At 65.0% G+C, this 19,830-nt stretch carries 16 protein-coding genes; 12 read left to right on the plus strand and 4 right to left on the minus strand.

The annotated features are described in order from the left end of the window. Window positions 1-106 precede the first annotated feature (106 nt). From BN1124_RS03015 to BN1124_RS03030, 4 genes are all read left to right on the plus strand, one after another. Window positions 107-448 carry an AzlD domain-containing protein gene (locus BN1124_RS03015; protein WP_042639066.1) on the plus strand — a complete coding sequence of 114 codons (342 nt, stop codon included), beginning with the start codon at window positions 107-109 and terminating at the stop codon, window positions 446-448. A gap of 115 nt (window positions 449-563) precedes the next feature. Continuing rightward, complete coding sequence (locus tag BN1124_RS03020; RefSeq protein WP_042639067.1) at window positions 564-2,090, plus strand: YjjI family glycine radical enzyme; 1,527 nt, start codon at window positions 564-566, stop codon at window positions 2,088-2,090. Then, a complete protein-coding gene (locus BN1124_RS03025; RefSeq protein WP_231553590.1) occupies window positions 2,080-2,973 on the plus strand; it encodes a YjjW family glycine radical enzyme activase in 894 nt (297 codons plus the stop codon). The genes BN1124_RS03020 and BN1124_RS03025 overlap by 11 nt, the downstream gene beginning before the upstream one ends. A 113-nt stretch (window positions 2,974-3,086) precedes the next feature. Then, a complete protein-coding gene (locus tag BN1124_RS03030) occupies window positions 3,087-3,410 on the plus strand; it encodes a DUF1820 family protein (protein WP_033130680.1) in 324 nt (107 codons plus the stop codon). A gap of 15 nt (window positions 3,411-3,425) precedes the next feature. On the opposite strand, the gene BN1124_RS03035 is transcribed toward BN1124_RS03030, so the two are convergent. Then, the gene (locus BN1124_RS03035; protein WP_042639070.1) at window positions 3,426-4,355 is read right to left on the minus strand and encodes a LysR family transcriptional regulator; all 930 of its coding nucleotides are present in this window, start codon (window positions 4,353-4,355) and stop codon (window positions 3,426-3,428) included. A 64-nt stretch (window positions 4,356-4,419) separates the two neighbouring features. Further along, window positions 4,420-5,616, minus strand: coding sequence for an amino acid aminotransferase (locus BN1124_RS03040; RefSeq protein ID WP_042639072.1), 1,197 nt, complete (start codon window positions 5,614-5,616; stop codon window positions 4,420-4,422). Window positions 5,617-6,024: 408 nt separating this feature from the next. On the opposite strand from BN1124_RS03040, the gene bcsG reads away from it, so the two are divergent. The 7 genes from bcsG to bcsC are packed head-to-tail and all read left to right on the plus strand — an operon-like array spanning window position 6,025 to window position 17,902. Further along, window positions 6,025-7,680 carry a cellulose biosynthesis protein BcsG gene (gene bcsG / locus BN1124_RS03045; protein WP_042639074.1) on the plus strand — a complete coding sequence of 552 codons (1,656 nt, stop codon included), beginning with the start codon at window positions 6,025-6,027 and terminating at the stop codon, window positions 7,678-7,680. A 14-nt stretch (window positions 7,681-7,694) separates the two neighbouring features. Then, window positions 7,695-7,898 carry a cellulose biosynthesis protein BcsR gene (bcsR, locus tag BN1124_RS03050; RefSeq protein ID WP_042639075.1) on the plus strand — a complete coding sequence of 68 codons (204 nt, stop codon included), beginning with the start codon at window positions 7,695-7,697 and terminating at the stop codon, window positions 7,896-7,898. Next, a complete protein-coding gene (gene bcsQ / locus BN1124_RS03055) occupies window positions 7,895-8,572 on the plus strand; it encodes a cellulose biosynthesis protein BcsQ (RefSeq protein WP_042639077.1) in 678 nt (225 codons plus the stop codon). Before bcsR ends, bcsQ begins: the two co-directional genes overlap by 4 nt. Beyond that, window positions 8,572-11,139, plus strand: a complete 2,568-nt coding sequence (bcsA, locus tag BN1124_RS03060) for a UDP-forming cellulose synthase catalytic subunit (RefSeq protein ID WP_042639079.1) — start codon at window positions 8,572-8,574, stop codon at window positions 11,137-11,139. The genes bcsQ and bcsA overlap by 1 nt, the downstream gene beginning before the upstream one ends. Further along, a complete protein-coding gene (gene bcsB, locus BN1124_RS03065) occupies window positions 11,139-13,361 on the plus strand; it encodes a cellulose biosynthesis cyclic di-GMP-binding regulatory protein BcsB (protein ID WP_042639082.1) in 2,223 nt (740 codons plus the stop codon). Before bcsA ends, bcsB begins: the two co-directional genes overlap by 1 nt. A 12-nt stretch (window positions 13,362-13,373) precedes the next feature. Further along, window positions 13,374-14,474: a cellulose synthase complex periplasmic endoglucanase BcsZ gene (gene bcsZ, locus BN1124_RS03070; RefSeq protein ID WP_156128024.1), complete on the plus strand. Its 1,101-nt coding sequence runs from the start codon at window positions 13,374-13,376 to the stop codon at window positions 14,472-14,474. Then, on the plus strand, window positions 14,459-17,902 hold the full coding sequence (gene bcsC / locus BN1124_RS03075) for a cellulose synthase complex outer membrane protein BcsC (RefSeq protein ID WP_048822924.1): 3,444 nt from the start codon (window positions 14,459-14,461) through the stop codon (window positions 17,900-17,902). Before bcsZ ends, bcsC begins: the two co-directional genes overlap by 16 nt. A gap of 27 nt (window positions 17,903-17,929) precedes the next feature. Here the strand turns inward: bcsC and BN1124_RS03080 are convergent, their stop codons facing one another. Continuing rightward, window positions 17,930-18,205, minus strand: a complete 276-nt coding sequence (locus BN1124_RS03080; RefSeq protein ID WP_033130683.1) for a metal/formaldehyde-sensitive transcriptional repressor — start codon at window positions 18,203-18,205, stop codon at window positions 17,930-17,932. Window positions 18,206-18,276: 71 nt separating this feature from the next. Between BN1124_RS03080 and dmeF the strand changes: the two genes are divergently transcribed. After that, the gene (dmeF, locus tag BN1124_RS03085) at window positions 18,277-19,221 is read left to right on the plus strand and encodes a CDF family Co(II)/Ni(II) efflux transporter DmeF (RefSeq protein WP_042639086.1); all 945 of its coding nucleotides are present in this window, start codon (window positions 18,277-18,279) and stop codon (window positions 19,219-19,221) included. Between the two features lie 102 nt (window positions 19,222-19,323). Here the strand turns inward: dmeF and BN1124_RS03090 are convergent, their stop codons facing one another. Next, window positions 19,324-19,716: a hypothetical protein gene (locus tag BN1124_RS03090; protein ID WP_042639088.1), complete on the minus strand. Its 393-nt coding sequence runs from the start codon at window positions 19,714-19,716 to the stop codon at window positions 19,324-19,326. Window positions 19,717-19,830 lie beyond the last annotated feature (114 nt).

A 19,830-nucleotide genomic window follows, 5' to 3' on the forward strand; every position in this document is an offset into this window, starting at 1 on the left:
TGAGCTGGCTGAAGATAAGGCTGCTGGCGGAGGTCTACACCATCATTGTCTCGGCCCTGGCCGGCATGCTGGTGGGTTATGTGTTGCACCGGATGAGGAGATAACCATGAGCTGGCTGATGATAGGGCTGTTGACCCTGATCACCTTCTTCAACCGCTTCGCCTTCTTCTCGCGGCTGACCCGTTATCAACCCGGCGCCGAGATGGGGGCCTTCTTGAGCTTCTCGGCCCAGTCGGTGCTGACCGCCATCTGGCTGCCTATCGTCTTCAGCTACCAGCCCGGCAAGGGGCTGGACTGGGATCCCGACTACCTGGCGGCTACCCTGCTGGTGACGGCGCTGACCCTGCTGCGGCTGCCGACCCTGCTGGTGGTGGTGGTCGGCATGGGGGGCTTCTTCCTGCTGCGTTGGCAGGGGGGACTGCTCACCTTGCTACCCTGGCTGGGATAGCTCGTGATCCCACGTAGCGGATGTTCATTATGGACATCCGCTCTGTTGTGAATGTCACTTCAAATAAGGCCCTGCAAGTGTGAGGATTTAGCCATCATCCGCTTTGGAGCCTGTCATGTCCCTCACCGCCACCTGTCAGCGCATAGTGCGCGACCCCCTGCTCTCACCGGCCCAGAAGAGCCACGCCCTGGCCCTGGCCGCCGAGAATGCCCTGCCTTACCCGGATCTCCCCGCCAGCGTTTCAGATGCCATGGCGCAGGGAGTATTGTGCGACATGTTCGAGGGCCACGCTCCCTACAAGCCGCGCTACGTGCTGCCGGATTACCAACGATTTCTGAGCCAGGGCTCGGCCTGGCTGGAGCTGGCGCCGCCCAAGGATTTTGACGAGGCGCTGGATGCCCTGCGCATCCTCTATCACCAGGTGCCCTCGGTGACCGGCATGCCGGTCTGGCTGGGGCGGCTGGATCAGCTGCTGCTGCCCTTCGTCGGGGCGCTGGACGACGAGACCCTCCATGGCAAGTTGCGGCGCTTCTGGATCTACCTGGACAGGGTGCTGCCGGATGCCTTCATGCACGTCAACATCGGGCCGGACGACAACCGGATCTGCCGGCTGATCCTGCGCATCGACGGTGAGCTCAAGCAAGTGGCGCCGAACCTCAGCCTGTTCCACGACCCCGCCCAGAGCCCGGACTCCCTGCTGATGCAGGGGGTACAAAATATCGCCGAGTGCGGCAAACCCCACATCGTCAACTATCCACTGCACAGGGACACCTTCGATGAGCGCGGTTTTGGCATCGTCAGCTGCTACAACGCGCTGCCGCTGGGGGGCGGCGCCAATACCCTGGTGCGCATCTCCCTCAAGGGGGTGGCCGAGCAGAGCGCCGGCATCGACGACTTCCTGGAGAAATGGCTGCCCCACTATTGCGAGCAGGCCTCCCTGCTCATCGAGGCCCGTGCCCGCTTCCTGCATCTGGAATCCGGCTTCTTCGACAGCTTCCTGGTGCAGGAGGGGCTGATCGAGGAGGATCGCTTCGTGCCCATGTACGGCATCTATGGCATGGCGGAGGCGGTCAATCTGCTGATGGACAAGGAAAATCGACCCGAGCGTTACGGCCGGGACGAGGAGGCAAACCGGCTCGGCTATCGCATCTCGGCACAGCTCTCCGGTTATGTGACCAGCAGACCTCAGCCCCACGCCTGGGGCGGGCGGGCCCTGCTCCATGCCCAGGGGGGACTGAGCCTGGACAGGGGCGTGACACCAGGGGTGCGCATCCCTTACGGCGAGGAGCCGGATCCCGCCAGCCACGTGCTGGCGCTGGCGCCCCACCACGGCTTCTACGGCTCAGGCATCAGCGAGATCCTGACCCTGGATCCCACCATACGCCAGAACCCGGAGGCGCTGCTGCAGCTGTGCAAGGGGGCCTTCGTCCTCGGCATGCGGGAATTCAGCGCCAACGTGGCAGACAGCGATCTGGTGCGGGTGACCGGCTACATGATCCGCAAGAGCGACGTGGCCCGCTTCGCGGCCGAGGGCTCGCGCCTGCAGACCACCTGTCTCGGCGCCGAGGCGAGCGAGCTGACCGGCATTCGCCAGCGCGCTCCTCGGGTGGTGGCCCTCGAGAGCTGCCTGAGTGAGTGCTGACCCGAGCCGACTGCTGGCGAGGACCGCCATCGTCAGCAGAATATTGCCCTTCTCCTGCGTGGACGGGCCGGGCAATCGTCTGGTGCTCTTCCTGCAGGGGTGTAACTTTCGCTGCCCCGGTTGCCACAACCCGCACACCATAGGGCTGTGCGATCACTGTGGCGACTGCGTGCCCGCCTGTCCGAGCGGCGCCCTGACGATGGCGGAGGGGCGGGTGAGCTGGCAGGCTGCGCTCTGTATCCATTGCGATCGCTGCACCGATGGCTGTCCGCGCCAGGCCAGCCCCAAGACCCAAATCATGTCGGTGGCAGAGGTGCTGGCGGAACTGCGCCGCTACGGCCCGCTGCTGAGCGGCATCACCGTCTCCGGCGGGGAGGCGAGCACCCAGCTGCCCTTTGTGATCGCTCTGTTCACCACCATCAAGGCCGACCCTGAATTGGCCCACCTGAGCTGCCTGCTGGACAGCAACGGCTCCCTGGCCCCGGCGGGCTGGCAGCGGCTGCTGCCGGTGCTGGATGGCGCCATGCTCGATCTCAAGGGGTGGCGGGACGAGGTGCACCGCGCGCTGACCGGCTACGATCGCGAGCGGGTGCTGGCCTCCCTGCAATTGCTGGCACGGTGCGGCAAGCTGACGGAGCTGCGGCTGCTCCACGTGCCGGGCAGAACGGATTTCGTCGATGAGCGGGGGGAGCCAGACGCCGGCCTCTGCGCCTTCCTGCAGAGCCTCGGCCCCATACCCATCCGCCTCAACGGTTTTCGTCATCACGGGGTACGAGGGGAGGCGCTGAGCTGGCGGGAGGCCGGCATGGATGAGCTGAAAAAGCTGGCCAACGCCCTGATGGCCAAGGGGTTTGGCCCCATCTCGCTGCCTGCCATCGGGTGAGGGGCCGGTAGCGCGCTTTGAGACCCGATATGACGCAACTGTGAAGTTCGTCTATATGGTGTGCGCGAAGTGACGGCTAGAATGGGAAAACCGCCCACCATCAACAGATAAATATGAGTGAAGCCAACGCCTTATACCGAGTGCAGTTTATTTGCCACAGCGAGCGCTACGAGGTCTATGTCAGGGAGGTCAATCAGGGTCCGCTGTTCGGCTTCATCGAGATAGCGAATTTTGTCTGGGACAATCACACGGCCCTCATCGTCGATCCGGGTCACGAGAAGCTCAAGAGCGAGTTTGCCGACGTCAATCGCACCCTGATCCCCATGCACCAGGTGCTGCGCATCGATCAGGTGCGCAAGCAGGGGGCTGCCCGCATCACAGAGCTCGGCAACAACGTCGCCTCCTTCCCCGGCCCCATCTATACCAAGAAGCCCTGAGCAGGGGCGAGCCCGCTATCCCTGTACCATGACCCGCCCCAGTTGCAGGATCCGTTGACGGAACCAGCGCAGGGCGGGCTCTTCCCCCGTGGGGCCGTACCACACCAGGCTGTGGGTCACGGCGCCATAGTCGAAGGGAGGCGCGAGGCGCACCAGCCCCGGCAGATCGGCCTGGGTCGCCCAGCCTTCGATGGCGGTGAGGATGAGATCGCTCTGGCGCAGCAAGGCCGCAGCGCTGCCAAAGTCCGGCAGGGTGGCCCCTAGCTGGCGGCGCACCTGCAACTGGGCCAGGCTCTGCTCGAAGAAGGGGTTGGCGAGCTCGGTGTCGCGAATGGCGATGTGGCGCCAGCTCAGGTAAGCATCCAGATCCCAGGGCCTGTCCAGCGCCGGGTGATCCGAGCGCAGCAGGCAGACCAGCCTGTCTTCGCGCAAGGGTTCCCACACCAGCCCAGGGTGGCTCGGCAGGGGTTGGCTCTGATCGTGGGGCAGGATCACGAAGTCGAGTTTTCCCGCCGCCAGCCGCGCCAGCGCCTGTTCATCCTTGTTCCAGATGACGGGCATCATCCCCGGCACCTCCCGCATCAGCTGACCTAGAATGGGCCCCATGGGCCAGACCATGCCGCTCTCTCGCAGCGCTATGTTCAGCTGTCCCTGCCAGCTGGCGGGGTTGAACCCTTCCTGGCTGGTGAGACCGTTCAGCTCGCGCAACAGCCGCTGCAGGCTGGGGCCGAGCCGTTCGGCGAAGGGGGTGAGCAGCAGCTGATTACCCTGGCGATAGAGCAGCTGATCCCCCAGCAGGGCGCGCAGTTGATTGAGAGTCTTGCTGACGGAGGAGGGGGTGGTGCAGAGGCGCTCGGCGCTGCGGGTGACGCTGCGGCTGTCCAGCAGCAGGTGCAGGGTGACCAGATGGCGTCCCCCCAGGCGAGAGAGTGCTATCAGATCCATGGCAGGCTCCAGATAAAGGCGGGGAAGGGGACACAAAAAGCCCCGCCGAAGCGGGGCTCTGGGGTCAGCCCTTGAGCACGGCAGCCATGGCGTCGGCCACGTAGTCGACGTTGCGGCTGTTGAGGCCCGCCACGCACATGCGACCGGAGCGCACCAGGTAGACGGCGAACTCCTCGCGCAGGCGATCGACCTGCTCCGGGGTGAAGCCGGTGTAGCTGAACATGCCGCGCTGGCTGATGAAGTAGCCAAAATCGCGGCCCGGCACCTTGGCGCTCAGCACCTCGAACAGCTTCTGGCGCATGGCCTTGATGCGGGTACGCATCTCGGTCACTTCATCCACCCAGAGGGCGTGCAGGCTGGCATCGTTCATCACGGCCGCGGTGATTTGGCCACCGTGGGTGGGGGGGCTGGAGTAGTTGCGACGCACTGTCGCCTTCATCTGACCCAGCACCCGGCCAGCCTCTTCCGCATCCTGGCAGATGACCGACAGACCGCCGCAGCGCTCGCCGTAGAAGGAGAGGTTCTTGGAGAAGGAGTTGCTGACGAAGAAGCTAACCCCCGCATCGACCATGGCGCGGATGGCGTAGGCATCCTCTTCCAGGCCGTCACCGAAGCCCTGATAGGCGATGTCCATGAAGGGGATCAGCCCCTTATCCACGACGAGCGCGATCACTTGATCCCACTGGGCGCGGGAGAGATCCACCCCGGTCGGGTTGTGGCAGCAGGGATGCAGCAGCACGATGCTCTTGGCCGGCAGGGTCGTGAGGCAGTCCAGCATGGCGTCGAAGTTGACGCCGCCGGTGGCTGCGTCGTAGTAGGAGTAGTCGTGCACCTTGATGCCGGCCCCCTCGAACATGGCCTTGTGGTTGTCCCAGGTCGGATTGCTGACCCAGACCTCGGAGGTCGGGAAGTAGCGCTTGAGCAGGTCTGCCCCGATCTTCAGGGCGCCCGAGCCACCTATGGTCTGGATGGTGGCGATGCGGCCGGCCTTGACCGCGGCATGCTCGGCGCCAAACAGCAGATGCTGCACGGCGGTACGGTAGTTGGCGGCGCCTTCCATCGGCTGATAGGGGCGTGGCGCCGGGGCGGCGGCGCGGGCGGCTTCGGCCTGCTGTACCGAGCCCAGCAGCGGAATGCGGCCCTGCTCATCGTAATAGAGGCCGATCCCCAGGTTCACCTTCTGTTCGCGGGTGTCTTTGTGGAAGGTCTCGACTAGCGTCAGTATGGGGTCGCCAGCATAGGCATCGACGTGTTCAAACATGGGGGGTCCTTGAAGTTGACTGTCCAATCCGGCCGGCCACGGGCCGGGGTCAATATCATGGCGTAATCCAGACCTTGCCTCAAGCTGTTCGAATGGAGGCTTGAATGACAGTTGCTGTCGTAGAGAGACCGCCTCGAAACCCACGAACAGCGAGCTCCGTCACACTTGTATATAAAAAATAAATGTTTATTGGGCGGCGTGGGGATGGGCTTTATGGCGTCACTTGGATAGTATTTGGTTGCATATGGAGCTTCTTGTGGCGGCCACCCTGCCAGCTCCGATCTGATCCTGAGGCTCACTTGGGTGAAGCAACTAGTTGCATAATAAACTAAGTTTTATTTTTCATAATAAATTGCAGTGTGCTCGGACCCTCCATGGGGGCCGATGATAACAGGTGACCCATCGCCGATGACTCGATACGTCTCTCGCTCCTCTTCCCCCTGGCTGGACTGGCAAGGTCTGGGCGGCTGGAATATCTATTTCCTCGCCAAGCTGGCCCTGCTGTGGGCGGGCTATTTGAACTTCCATCCCCTGATCAACCTGGTCTTCGCGGCGGCTCTGATCTTCCCCTTGCCCTGGGCTCGTGTGCGGCGGTTGCGCCACTGGCTGGCCTTGCCGGTGGGGGCCGGGATCTTCTATCACGACACCTGGCTGCCCGGCATAGAGAGCATCCGGGCCCAGGGTAGCCAGGTCTTCTCCTTCACTCTGGATTACTGGCTGGAGCTGCTCGGCCGCTTCATCAACTGGGAGATGGTCGGCGCCGGTTTCGTCATGCTGACCCTCTATCTGTTCCTGGCCCAGTGGCTGCGTTTCACCCCCTGGATCCTGCTCACCCTGCTCTGGCTGTGGCTCTCGCCGCTGGTGGGCAATCCGTTTGCCTCCACGGGGGAAGTGGCGACGGTCAGCACGAGCAAGGCCGGCTCATCGACGTCCGAAGAACCGGAGAAGAAGACTTCGATGACGGAGCAGCTGGATCAGAGTGCGCCGCCCACCAATGAGAACCTCAACGCCTACCTCGACGATTTCTACGGGGAGGAGCGGGATCGTCTGGTGCAATTCCCGAGCAAGCTGCCCGTCCAGGCGGCACCCTTCGACGTGCTGATCATCAACATCTGCTCCCTCGCCTGGAGCGACGTGCAGGCGAGCGGCCTGACGGAGCACCCGGTCTGGCGCCACTTCGACATCATGTTCAAGCATTTCAACTCGGCGACCTCCTACAGCGGCCCGGCCTCCATCCGCCTGCTGCGAGCCAGTTGCGGACAGCCCAGCCACGCCGGGCTCTATGTGACGGCCCCGAGCCAGTGCCTGCTGTTCGACAACCTGGCCCAGCTCGGCTTCGAGCAGCAGGTGGCCATGGATCACTCCGGTGCCTTCGGCAACTACCTCAAGGATCTGCAGCAGTACGCCGGTCTGCACACGCCCCTCATGAGCAAGGAGGGGATGGTCCATGATCTCGCCTCCTTCGATGGGGAGCCCATCTACCGGACCTCGGACGTGCTCGGCCACTGGCTGAGCGAGCGGGAGAAGAGCAAGGCGGCGCGCAACGTCACCTTCTTCAACCTGATCGCCCTGCACGACGGCAACCGTTATGCGGCCAATCGCCAGATAGCGCCCTACAAGGCGCAGCTGCAGACCCTGCTGGATCAGCTGGACAGCTTCCTGACCGCGCTGGAGAAATCCGGCCGCAAGGTGGCCGTGGTGGTGGTGCCGGAGCACGGCGGCGCGATCGCCGGGGACAAGATGCAGATGGCCGGCCTGCGGGACATCCCGAGCCCCAGCATCACCCAGGTGCCGGTCGGCGTCGCGCTGATCGGCACCAAGGTGGCCCATGAGGCGACCCGCAACATCGACAGCCCCAGCAGCTTCCTGGCCATCTCCGAGCTGACCTCCAGGCTGGTGGGCGGCAATCTGTTCGACAGCGACAGCATCGACTGGAACGCGCTGCTGGACAACCTGCCGGAGACCCCGTCCGTGGCGGAAAATCAGGGCTCGGTCGTGCTCGAGTATCAGAACAAGTATCACATCAAGCTGGGGCAGGGGGACTGGGTCCCCTATCCCCAGTGACGCAGGAGATCGGGATGAAAACGGACAAGCAACAGATGCCGCTGACCCCCTTCGGCGTGCCGGTCGAGGGGGAGGTGGTGAGCGATGTGGCCATGGTGCAGCAGACATTCGATGTCCAGCTGCCCTATCAGGACATAGCCCTCAATGAACATCTGGCCGCCCTGCGTGCGCGCTTTCCGTTGCTGGCGGAGCTGGACATGAACCGGAGCCGCGGATGAACACAGTGGCGCTGCAAGGGATCCGCGGTGGGGTGGGCACCACCTCTCTCGTCGCCGGGCTGGCCTGGGCCGCGCGGGAGCAGGGGGCGCGGGTGCTGGCGGTGGATCTCTGCCCGGACAACCTGCTCGGCATTCATCTGGGGCAGCCTCACGACGAGGCGGCTGGTTGGAGCCAACTGAGCGATCCGGCGCGAGAGTGGCGCTCGGCCCTGCACCCTTATGAGAGCGGGCTCGATCTGTTGCCCTATGGTGGCCAACCGAATGGCGGCCAATCGAACGGTGCTTCCCTTGACTGGCTACAGGCCATCGACGGTTACGATCTGTTGCTGCTGGACTTGCCCGTGAAGGCGGTTCTTGAGCTTCCCTGCCGGAGGCTGACCGTGGTCAACGCCGATGCCAACTGTCATGTGCGGCTCTACCACCGAGCCTGGGTGACCGACGAGCGACTGCTGGTGACCCAGTTCACCAGCAGTCGTGCCTTGCAGCAGGATCTGCTGGATCTCTGGTCTGTGGCAGGACTTCCTCAGCTCACCCAGCGGCTGCACCGTGACGAAGCCATGGCCGAGGCCATGGCAGCCAAACAACCCGTGGGTCGCTACGCCCCCACCAGCCTGATTGCCCATGAACTCACCGCCCTGGCACGCTGGTGCCTGATGCGAAAGGCTGACGCCTGATGCTGGCCGCTCTGGTGACGCCGACGGCGGGACGCTGGTGCGCGGAGCGCTACCAGAGCCTGCGCCAGCGGGGGGCGTCCCGGGCGGGCGCTGCCAGCCTGACCCTGCTCTGGCTGCTGGCCTGGACCCTGTTCCCGCTGGAACACCATGGCTGGCAATGGATACTGAGCCATGCCAAGGGCCTCTATCCCCAGGTGGCCAAACCCAGGGCCGGGGATCCCCTGCGCATCCTGCTGCAGAGCCTCTGGCTTATAGTGCGTCGGCCAGAGCCCATCCCCCTGCGCTGGCCGGCCTCCTGGCAGCGGGCCTGGCAGCGGGGCACCCAGGGGCTCAGCACCCTGTTGCTGCGCCAGGAGGAGAAAGGGCTGGCCGCCGCCAAAGCGACACCGCAGGAGGCGCGCTGGAAGAGCGTGCTGCTGTGCGTGGTGGCAGGCAGTCTCTCCCTGCTCTGCATCACCCAGCCGTTTACCCTGCAGGCCCAGCTGGTGTTCGTCATCATGCTGGTGGTCATGGCCTTCATCCTGCGCGCCGTGCCGGGGCGCTACCCCATGCTGATGATGATGGTGCTCTCCCTCACCGTCTCCTGCCGCTACATCTGGTGGCGTTACACCTCGACCCTGGACTGGTTCGACCCGGTCAGCCTCACCTGCGGCCTGTTGCTGCTGTTTGCCGAGACCTATGCCTGGGTGGTGCTGCTGCTCGGTTACTGGCAGACGGCCTGGCCCCTCAATCGACCCCCGGCCCCCTTGCCGGCGGATCCGGGCCAGTGGCCGACGGTGGATCTGATGATCCCCACCTACAACGAGGATCTCGCCATCGTCAAGGGCACCGTCTACGCGGCCATGGGCCTGGACTGGCCCAAGGACAAGCTGACCATCTGGCTGCTCGATGACGGGGGCCGCGAGGCGTTTCGCGACTTTGCCGAAGGGGTCGGGATCCGCTATGTGGCGCGGGAGACCCACGAGCACGCCAAGGCGGGCAACATCAACAATGCCCTCAAGCAGGCGAGCGGGGAGCTGGTGGCCATCTTCGATTGCGACCACCTGCCGACCCGCTCCTTCCTGCAGATGACGGTGGGCTGGTTCTACCGGGATCCCAAGCTGGGGGTGGTACAGACCCCTCACCACTTCTTCTCGGCCGATCCGTTCGAACACAACCTGCAGCGTTTTCGCAAGATGCCGAACGAAGGGGCCCTGTTCTACGGTCTGGTGCAGGATGGCAACGACATGTGGGATGCCAGCTTCTTCTGCGGCTCCTGCGCCGTCATCAAGCGCTCGGCCCTGGACGAGATCGGCGGCATAGCCGTAGAGACGGTCACCGAGGACGCCCACACCTCGCTGCGATTGCACCGGCTCGGCTACACCTCGGCCTATATCCGGATCCCGCTGGCGGCGGGGCTGGCTACCGAGAGCCTGTCCGCCCACATAGGCCAGCGCATTCGCTGGGCCCGCGGCATGGTGCAGATCCTGCGCCTGGACAACCCCCTGTTCGGCAAGGGGCTCAACTTCGGCCAGCGGCTCTGCTACTTCAACGCCATGCTGCACTTCCTGTCGGGCATCCCCAGGATCATCTTCCTGACCGCGCCGCTGGCCTTCCTGATCCTGCACGCCTACATCATCTATGCGCCGGCGGCGGCCATCGCGCTCTACATGCTGCCGCACATCTTCCACAGCGCCCTGACCAACTCCCGCTTGCAGGGCAAGGTGCGCCACTCCTTCTGGGGCGAGGTGTACGAGACGGTGCTGGCCTGGTATATCGCCCGCCCGACGACGGTGGCGCTGTTTGCCCCCCACAAGGGCAAGTTCAACGTGACCGCCAAGGGGGGCATGACGGAGGAGGTGTATTTGGACCTGTCGGTCTCCCGCCCCTATCTCATCCTGATCCTGCTCAGCCTGTGCGGGCTGGGCTTTGGCGTCTGGCGCATCCTGACCGGCCCTGCCGACGAGATCCTGACCCTGATCCTCAGCATGATCTGGACCCTCTATAACCTGACCATCTTGGGCGGCGCCCTGGCGGTGGCCTTCGAGTCGCGCCAGGTGCGCTCCAACCCCAGGGTGGAGATGGTGATGCCGGCGGCTATCAAGCTGGCCAACGGCCACCTCTATCCCTGCACCGTGAAGGATTACTCCAACGGCGGGGTAGGGGTGCTGCTGGAGAGCCCCTTGCCCCTGGCCGACAAGGAGCGGGTCTGGCTGCTGCTGCGCAGTGGCCAGCGGGAGCAGGCCTTTGCCGCCAAGGTGCAGCGGGTGTTCGGTCGCAAGCTGGGGCTGGAGCTCGAACCCATGGCGCAGCAACAGAACATCGACTTCATCCAGTGCACCTTCGCCCGGGCCGACACCTGGTCACTGTGGCAGCAGCGGCTAGGCAAGGACAGGCCGCTGCACAGCCTGCTCGATATCACCCTGCTCGGCTGGGGCGCTTACTGGCGCCTGGCCCGCAGCTCCCCGCTCGCACCGATTTGTATCCTGCTTGAGAAGCTGGCTCGCTGGCTGCTCTCCTTCGTTCCTCGTCGCGTCTCGCCGGATTTCCGGTCCCAGGCTCCGACCCCCCAGACAGTGGAAGGCTGATGAAACCACAACGCTACCTTATTCCTCTCCTGCTGATGGCGCAGAGTGCGGTGGCCGCCGAGGCGACCGGGCCCTTGCCGCCCGTACCAGCCCCGGTGCGCAGCCAGGACCAGAGCTTCGAGCAGATGTCCTCGGCCCCGGGTACCCTCTCCCTGCGCGGCAATGCGCCGGATGGGCAGGCGGACTTCACCGTGCGGCGAGACGAGGTGGTCACCAAGGCCAGCCTGGATCTCGACTTCACCCCGTCGCCCTCCCTGCTGCCGCTCATCTCCCAGATCAAGGTCTATCTCAACGATGAGCTGATGGGGGTCACCGCCCTCACCAAGGAGCAGATGGGGGAGCGCAACCATGTCCGCATCGATCTGGATCCTCGCTATGCCAAGGATTTCAACCGGCTCAAGGTCAGCTTCGTCGGTCACTACCAGAACGTGTGCGAGAACCCGTCGAGCGATACCCTCTGGCTCAACGTCAACCGGGACAGCAAGCTGAGCCTGCAACTGCAGACCCTGCCGGTACGCAACGAGCTCTCCTTCTTCCCCATGCCCTTCCTCGACGTGCGGGACAACAAGAAGCTGACCCTGCCCATGGTGTTCAGTGGCGAAGTGCCCCTCGAGCAGCAGCAGGCGGCGGCTGTGCTGGCCTCCTGGTTCGGCGCCAAGGCGCAGTGGCGCGGCCAGCAGTTCCCGGTACTCATCGATCAACTGCCGGAGCGCAACGCCGTCGTCTTCGCCACCAATGAACAGAGACCCGCCTTCCTGGCGGATTATCCCAAGGTGAAGGGGCCGACCATCGACATGGTAAGCTCCCCCGACAACCCTTACGTGAAGCTGCTGCTGATCCTGGGTCGGGATCAGCAGGATCTGCTGATGGCCGCCAAGGGGCTGGCGCAGGGGGATGTGCTGCTGCGCGGCCAGAGCGTGCGGGTGGACGAGGTCAAACCCCTCTCACCTCGCCAGCCTTACGACGCGCCGAACTGGGTGCGGCTCGATCGCAAGATGCGCTTCGACGAGCTGACCGACTATCAGGGCCAGCTGCAGGCCACGGGCCGTCGACTCTGGCCCCTGAGCATGACCCTGCGGCTGCCGCCGGATCTCTATCTGCTGGGGGCAAACGGGATCAAGGCAGACCTCAAGTATCACCACACGGCTCCCATCATGCGGGACGGCTCCCGCCTGGATGTGGCGGTCAACGGCCAGTTCATGAAGTCCTTCCCCCTGGAGCCCGGCGAGTTCAAGAGTGAGCAGTTGCTCACGCTGCCGCTCTGGTTTGCCGGAGATGATCAGGCGAGGGCCCTGCGCATGCCGGGGCTCAAGACCACCCAGGTCAACAACCTGAGCTTCTCGTTTGAATATGCCCAGGAGTCGATGGGGGGCAACGCCAATGGTCGCTGCGATCTGGTGTTGCCGCCGGCCCATCAGGTGCGCATCGACGACAGCTCTACCATCGATTTCACCGGTTATCGCCACTTCATCGAGATGCCGGATCTCAAGGCCTTCGCCAACGCGGGCTTCCCGTTCAGCCGCATGGCCGATCTCGCCGACACCCAGGTGGTTATGCCTGCCAAGCCCCATCCGGCTCAGCTCACCACCTTGCTCAACGCGGTGGGGGCCATCGGTGCCGAGACAGGTTATCCCGCGCTGTCACTGCGGATCGTCAACGACTGGGAGCAGGCGCGAGGGGAGGATCTCGATACCCTGCTCATTGGCTCCCTGCCCAAGGAGTTCCAGCAGGATGCCGAACCCGATGCGCTGCTGGCCTCCACCAGCAGCTGGGTAAACCAGCCACATCGTGAATATCGGGACGATCTGCTAAGTACCCTTGCCGATCGGGAGCCACAGGCGAGGGTCGGCATGAGCGGGAATCAGGCCATCGCCGCCATTCTGGGACTGCAGTCACCGACCCATGATCAGCGCAGCCTGGTGGCCCTGCTGGCCGATGGCCCGGCCGGCGTCACCTTGCTCAACGACACCCTGCAAAATGCCTCCCTGCGTGGTCAGGTCGCCGGTTCCGTGGCCATCATCCGCGAGTCGGGGGTGAAGAGTCTGGCGGTGGGCGAGCGCTACGAGGTGGGTTATTTGCCGTGGTGGGAGCGGGTCTGGCAGCTGTTTGCCAACTATCCGCTGCGCCTCGCCGGCTTGACGCTGCTCTGCATGCTGGTGCTGGGCTGGGGTCTGCGGGTGTTGCTGGCCAGTGCCAGTCGCCGCCGTCTGAAGGAAGATTAAGGGATGAACCAGATGAACAGAATGTGTGGTGCCCTGCTGTTGTGGGCCCTGAGTGCCTTGCCCGCCCTCGCGGCCTGTGACTGGCCCGAGTGGCAGCATTTTCGCCAGCACTACATCAGCGAGGAGGGGCGGGTCATAGACCCCGCTGACGGTCGGCGCATCACCACCTCGGAGGGGCAGAGTTACGGCCTCTTCTTCGCCCTGGTCAATAACGACAAGGAGACCTTTGCGAAGCTGCTTGGCTGGACCGAGCAACAGCTCGCCCGCGGTGATCTGACCGGTTTTCTGCCTGCCTGGCTGTGGGGTGAGAAGGAGGATGGCAGTTGGGGCCTGCTCGATGAGAACAGCGCCTCCGACTCGGATCTCTGGATAGCCTACAGCCTGCTCGAGGCAGGCAGGCTGTGGGACAACCACAGCTATGTCTCCATCGGTACCATGTTGCTCAAGCGCATCGCCCGGGAAGAGGTGGCGACGCTGCCGGGCCTGGGCCCCGTGATGTTGCCCGGCGTGCACGGCTTTACCGGGGAGGGACGCTGGACCCTGAATCCCAGCTACCTGCCCCCGCAACTGCTGGCGCGCTTCGCGCAGCAGCAGGGCCCCTGGCGCGAGATGCGGGCATTGCTGCCCGGCTTGTTGAAGGGCAGTGCGCCGCACGGCTTCGCCCCGGACTGGGTGGACTGGCAAGGAGACAAGGGCTGGCAGGTGACGGCCAGCAAGGGCCCCATGGGTAGCTATGACGCCATCCGTGTCTATCTCTGGCTCGGCATGCTGAGCGACGAGGATCCCGCCAAGGCCGCTCTGGTGGCGCACTTTGCCCCCATGCTGGCGAAAATTGCCGAGCAGGGCGCCGTTCCCGAGCGGGCCGACAGCCAGACGGGCCAGACCGAGGGCCGTGGGCCGGTCGGCTTTGCCGCCGCCCTGCTGCCCTTGACCCAGGGCCAGCCGACGCAGGCCACCCTGCGGGAGCAGGTGAAACAGCATGGTCAGGATGCCGATGCCTATTACGGTAGCGTGCTGACCCTGTTCGGTGCGGGCTGGGATCAGGGCCGCTATCGCTTCGCCGCGGACGGCACTCTGCAGCCAGGTTGGAGCGAGTCATGCGAAGCCGATTGACCCTGGGTTGCCTGCTCGCCGCGCTGGTGGGCGGCAACCTGGCACAGGCGACGGTGGATCCCGTCTCCTCCTTGCTGGAGCGGGTGCGCATCGGCGAAGCCACCGGGCGGGAGGATCTGGTCAGCAACTCCCTCTACTCCCTCTCTCTGGTGGAACCCAATCATCCCGAACTGCTGGCGGCCCAGGCGCGGCAGGCGCTGCGTCAGGGCAAGGTCAAGGAGGCCAAGGCCCTGCTCGACAGGCTCGGCAAGATGGCGCCGGACTCGCGGCTCTATCGCCTGGGGATGGCGAACCTGGCGGTCAACGACTCGGCCCAGCGCCAGCAGTTGCAACAGGCCAGGTTGCTGGTCAACGCCGGGCGGCTGGAAGAGGGAGAGCGGCTCTACCGCTCGCTGTTCGTGGATGAGCTGGCGCCGAATCTGGAGATGGCGATCGAGTATGCCTTGCTGCAGGTGCGCATCTCTGGGCAGAGAGCCAAGGGCATGGCGGCGCTGGAGGCGCTCAATCGCCAGTACCCCGGCCAACCCAGGGTGCGGGCCGGACTGGCGCGTAACTATCTGGCCGATGGACGCTGGCAGGAGGCCAGGGCGCTGCTGCAACAGATGGCCCTGAGCGAATATAACCGGGGGGAAGCCGCCGAGATCTGGCTGGCGAATATCAAGGACATGCCGGTCGGTCCCAAGAGCATGGCCGAGTTGCAGCTGTACATAGGCGCCTTCGGCACTGGGACAGAGGCGAAGCAGGGAATGGCGCTGCTCGCCGATCAGGAGGCGAAGTGGGCCTCTCCCGCCTATCGCGCACGCCAGCAGGCGCTGCAGCATCAGGACAAGGGCACGGCGTCCGTCGCCGAGTTGCAGCGGGCGCTGGCCGCCAATCCCGATGACCCTGAGCTGGTCGGGGCGCTCGGTCAGGCCTATTCCCGCAGCAACCAGCGCGCGCTGGCCATCGCCCAGTTCGAGCGGGTACTGCGCCACCCCAAGGTGACTGACAAGGATAAGTGGACCAGCCTGCTGGCCACCAACCGCTACTGGCTGCTCATCAGCCAGGCAGAGCAGGCGGCAAAACAGCAGCAGTGGGAGAAGACGGTTGGCCTCTACCGCCAGGCCATCAAGCAGGATGGCAAGGAGCCCGAGGCCTGGCTCGGCCTGGGGGACGCCGAACTGGCGCGCCACGACAGCGCCGAGGCCGAGCGAGCCTATCGCAAGGCCCTCACCCTGCCGGGGGCCCGCGATCGCGCCCTGACCCGGCTGTTTGAACTCTACAAGGATCAGGATCCCGCCCGGGCGTTGGCCCTGCTGGAGCAGTATCGGGATCCGGCCATGCAGGCGGAAGGCAAGCGGCTCAAGGCCGAGCTGCTGCAATCCCAGGCCGATGTGCTGGAGCAGGCTGGCAAGCTGCCGCAGGCCCTCGAGCCGCGTCAGCAGGCGCTTGCCCTGATGCCGGACGACGTCTGGCTGGCCTACCGGGTGGCGGTTACCCAGGCCCGCCTCGGTGATGCCGAAGGCGGCGAGCGGCTGCTGCGAGGCAAGCTGGCGGCGCGGCCACAGGACATGACCCTGCGCTACGCCGCCGCGCTCTATCTGTCGGGGCAGGATAAAGCCCGCGAGGCGCGTGAACTGCTGGCCGCGGTACCGACCGGAAGCTGGTCTGCGGACATGGGCGAGCTGGATCGGCGTCTCGCCCGCGGCGAGGTGCTGGCCAAGGCCAGGTCGCTGCACGAGGGGGGCGACGAGGTGGCGGCCGAGGGGTTGTTGCAGCCCCTGTTGCCGGATGATGAGATAGCCCTGACCCTGGCCGAGTGGGCAGTCGCGCGTAACGACTGGGCAAAGGCCGAGCGCCATTACCGGGATGTGCTGGCCCACCAGCCGCAACAGGCCGAGGCACGGCTCGGCATGGCGGAGCTGGCGCAGGCGAGGGGCGATGAGCCGCAGGCCCGCCACTGGCTGCCCACCTGGCCGGTCAGCCCGCTGCCGGCCGATGAATTCAATTACTACCGCCGGGTCGCCAACCTCTATCAGGCGCTGGGGGAGAGCGGCATGGCGGAGGCCATCTTCACCGCCTATGAGCCTCTGGTCACGGGGCAACCCGCTTCCCAGTCGACGGCGCTGTTCTGGCGCGACGCCGCCCGCCAGCGTTTCGATACCGGTGATTCTGAAGGCGCCCTGTCGCGGGATCGCAAGGGGCTGGTGGCCGCGGGAATCGCTCCCCGCGAGGATCTGGAGGGGGGTGAGCTGACCCGGCTGGCTCGCAGCCGAGAGGGGGAGGAGTGGCTGGCCTCGGGCCTGCGCGGGGATCTCGACCGACACTACCGGCAGAGCCAGACCACAGTCTCCCTCGACAGCGACTACTGGGGCTCCAGCGGCACGGGGGGGCTATCGGATCTGCGCGCCCTGACCCAGATGCTGCAACTCGACACTCCCCTGGCCGGCGGTACCTTCTTCGGCCGGTTGGAGCTGGTGGACATGGACGCCGGCAAGTTGCCCTCCTCTCCCTATAGAGAAGAGTTCGGCACCTGCGCCGCCCGGGATTGCTCGGGGCAGGAGCATCAGCAGAACAGGGGTACCACCCTGGCGGCGGGCTGGCATGGGGGCGCCTGGGCCTTCGATCTCGGCACCACGCCGCTCGGCTTCGAGGTGGTGGACTGGGTCGGCGGCGCGACTGTGGAAGGGGACCTGGGGGATCTCGGCTGGGGTGTCACCCTCTCCCGGCGCCCGGTCAGCAGCTCATTGCTCTCCTACTCGGGCACCGTCGATCCCGGCACCGGGATCCGCTGGGGCGGGGTGAGAGCGAACGGGGTTCGCCTCGATCTCAGCCACGATCTCGGCGGTGCCATCGGCTTCTGGGGCAGCGCCCAGCAACACCTGCTGACGGGCGAGAACGTACCGGACAACTGGCGTACCCGCCTCATGGGGGGCACTTATTACAAGCTGGTCAACGAGACGAACCGGCGTGTCAGCCTGGGGCTCAGCAGCATGCTGTGGCATTACCAGAAGGATCTGAGTGGCTATACGCTAGGGCAGGGGGGCTATTACAGCCCGCAGGGCTACTTCTCGCTCTCGGTGCCGGTCAACTACCGGCAACGCAGTGCGGATTGGTCCTGGGAGTTGGGGGGCTCTGGCTCCTGGTCCCACTCCCGCACCGACGACAGCCGCCGCTATCCGCTGGAAGGCCTGCTACCGGCCGGATTGCCAGACAGAAATGCTCCGGTGAAGGGCAGCAGTAGCAGTGGCTTCGGTTATACCCTGAATGCCATAGTGGAACATCGGCTGACCGAGCACTGGCGCATCGGCGGACGGGTGGATATCCAGCAGGCCGATGACTATGCGCCCAGCCATGCCACCCTATTCCTGCGCTATACCTTCAAGCCCTGGCAGGGGGATCTCGACATGCCACCCCAGCCGCTCACCCCCTACGCGGACTTCGACTGACCCCTACGCCCGACTCGTCGGGCGTATTTATTTCAGGTAGGAGCGCAGCACCCGCACCACCTGATCCAGATCCTCGAGCCGCTCGGTCGGGGTCGCCTCGGCGGCGCCCAGATGCTCACGCATGTGGCCCTCCAGCACCTCCAGCATCAGGCCGTTGACGGCGCCGCGAATGGCCGCGATCTGCTGCAAGATGGCGGCGCAGTCGCTCCCCTGCTCCAGCGCGCTCTCCAGCGCCCCCGTCTGCCCCTTGATGCGGCGGACGCGGGCCAGCAGCTTCTTCTTGTTGTGTACCGTGTGTGACATGCAGGATCCTCTCGCGCGATAAAACTATACTGGGGTATAGTATATTTCATCCCAGCTCTCAGGAGAAATTCATGTCGTCCGTCGCCTCACATTGCCAGCAGCCCGTGGTACACCAGGGCAATCCGCTGGCCGAACAGAAGACCCGTTGGGCCGTGCTGCTCACCCTCGTCATGATGGTGGCGGAGATCGGCGGTGGCTGGGTTTTCAACTCCATGGCGCTGCTGGCTGACGGTTGGCACATGAGCTCCCACGCCCTGGCCCTCGGCCTCTCGGTGCTGGCCTACCGCGCCGCCCGCCACTATGCCCGTGACCACAGGTTCAGCTTCGGCACCTGGAAGATAGAGGTGCTTGGCGGCTTCACCAGCGCCCTGCTGCTGGTGGGGGTGGCGGGGCTGATGCTGTTCGAATCGGTAGCCAGGTTGCTGGATCCCAGCCCCATTCACTATCAGCAAGCCATCGGCATCGCCCTGCTTGGCCTCTTGGTGAACCTCGCCTGTGCCTGGCTGCTCAAGGACGATCAGGGCCATCATCACGGTCACGACCATGGTCACGGGCATGACCATGCCCACCATTCACATGGGGAGCAGCACGGCCATCAGGATCTGAACCTGCGCGCGGCCTATATCCACGTGCTGGCGGATGCGGCGACCTCGGTGCTGGCCATCATCGCGCTGGTGGGAGGCATGTTGTGGGGGGCCGACTGGCTGGATCCCCTGATGGGCATAGTGGGGGCCGTGCTGGTGGCGGTCTGGGCCAAGGGTCTGCTGCGCGACACCGGGCTGGTGCTGCTGGATGCGGAGATGGATGCCCCCGTGGTGGAGGAGATCCGGGAGGTGATCGCCGAGCTGCCCGGCGCCGGGATCCGCGACTTGCACGTCTGGCGGGTCGGGCAGGGGCAATATGCCGGCGTGCTGTCGCTGCAGATGACCGAGCCTGTGCCTGCCAGCGAGATCCGCGAGCGACTCGCCATCCACGAGGAGCTGGTGCACCTGACCATCGAGATCGCCAAGGCCTGAATCAAGCCGGCGCGGCGGCTCCACAAGGGGGCCGCCCTGCTGGCCGGCGCCCGACTGCGGTATTAGCCGAAGGGCGCTGTCTCTCAGGCAACGACGAGGGGTTCACGCCTCGGGTTTGTGCTGCCAGACGGTGCCCAGCAGCAGCCTGAGCAGCAACCTGGGGGGATCATCCAACAGACGGCCCGACTCCAGTTGCAACTGACCATCGGCACCAAACCTCAGGCTGGCGTGGGGCAGCTCCTCCTCATCCACTATCTGGATGATGCCGTGCAGGGCGCCCCGCTCCCCGGGCTGGCAGCGCAGCCTCAGCTCGCGCGGCTCTCCCAGCAGAGTGAAGGCGCGGGAGAGTGGCGGTGTATCCTCGTAGTCCGGCCATTTGAAGAAGTGATACTGCTCGGCGAGGGCCCCGGCTCGCTGGCAGAATTGATCGAACAGCTGGCTGATGGCCAGGTACTCCTCGTCCAGCCGTTTTGCCTGTTCATCGATACGCGTCATCGACATCTCCTGATATCCATTTGATCGGAAATAGATTTTTACTGCATCACCGGGACAGATTCCGGTATGGGGACAATATTGACCCCAGTCTGTGAGCTTGCTCCAACTTTCGTT

Origin of the sequence: Aeromonas eucrenophila (assembly GCF_000819865.1) — a bacterium.
In the GTDB taxonomy this organism is placed as follows: Bacteria; Pseudomonadota; Gammaproteobacteria; order Enterobacterales; family Aeromonadaceae; genus Aeromonas; species Aeromonas eucrenophila.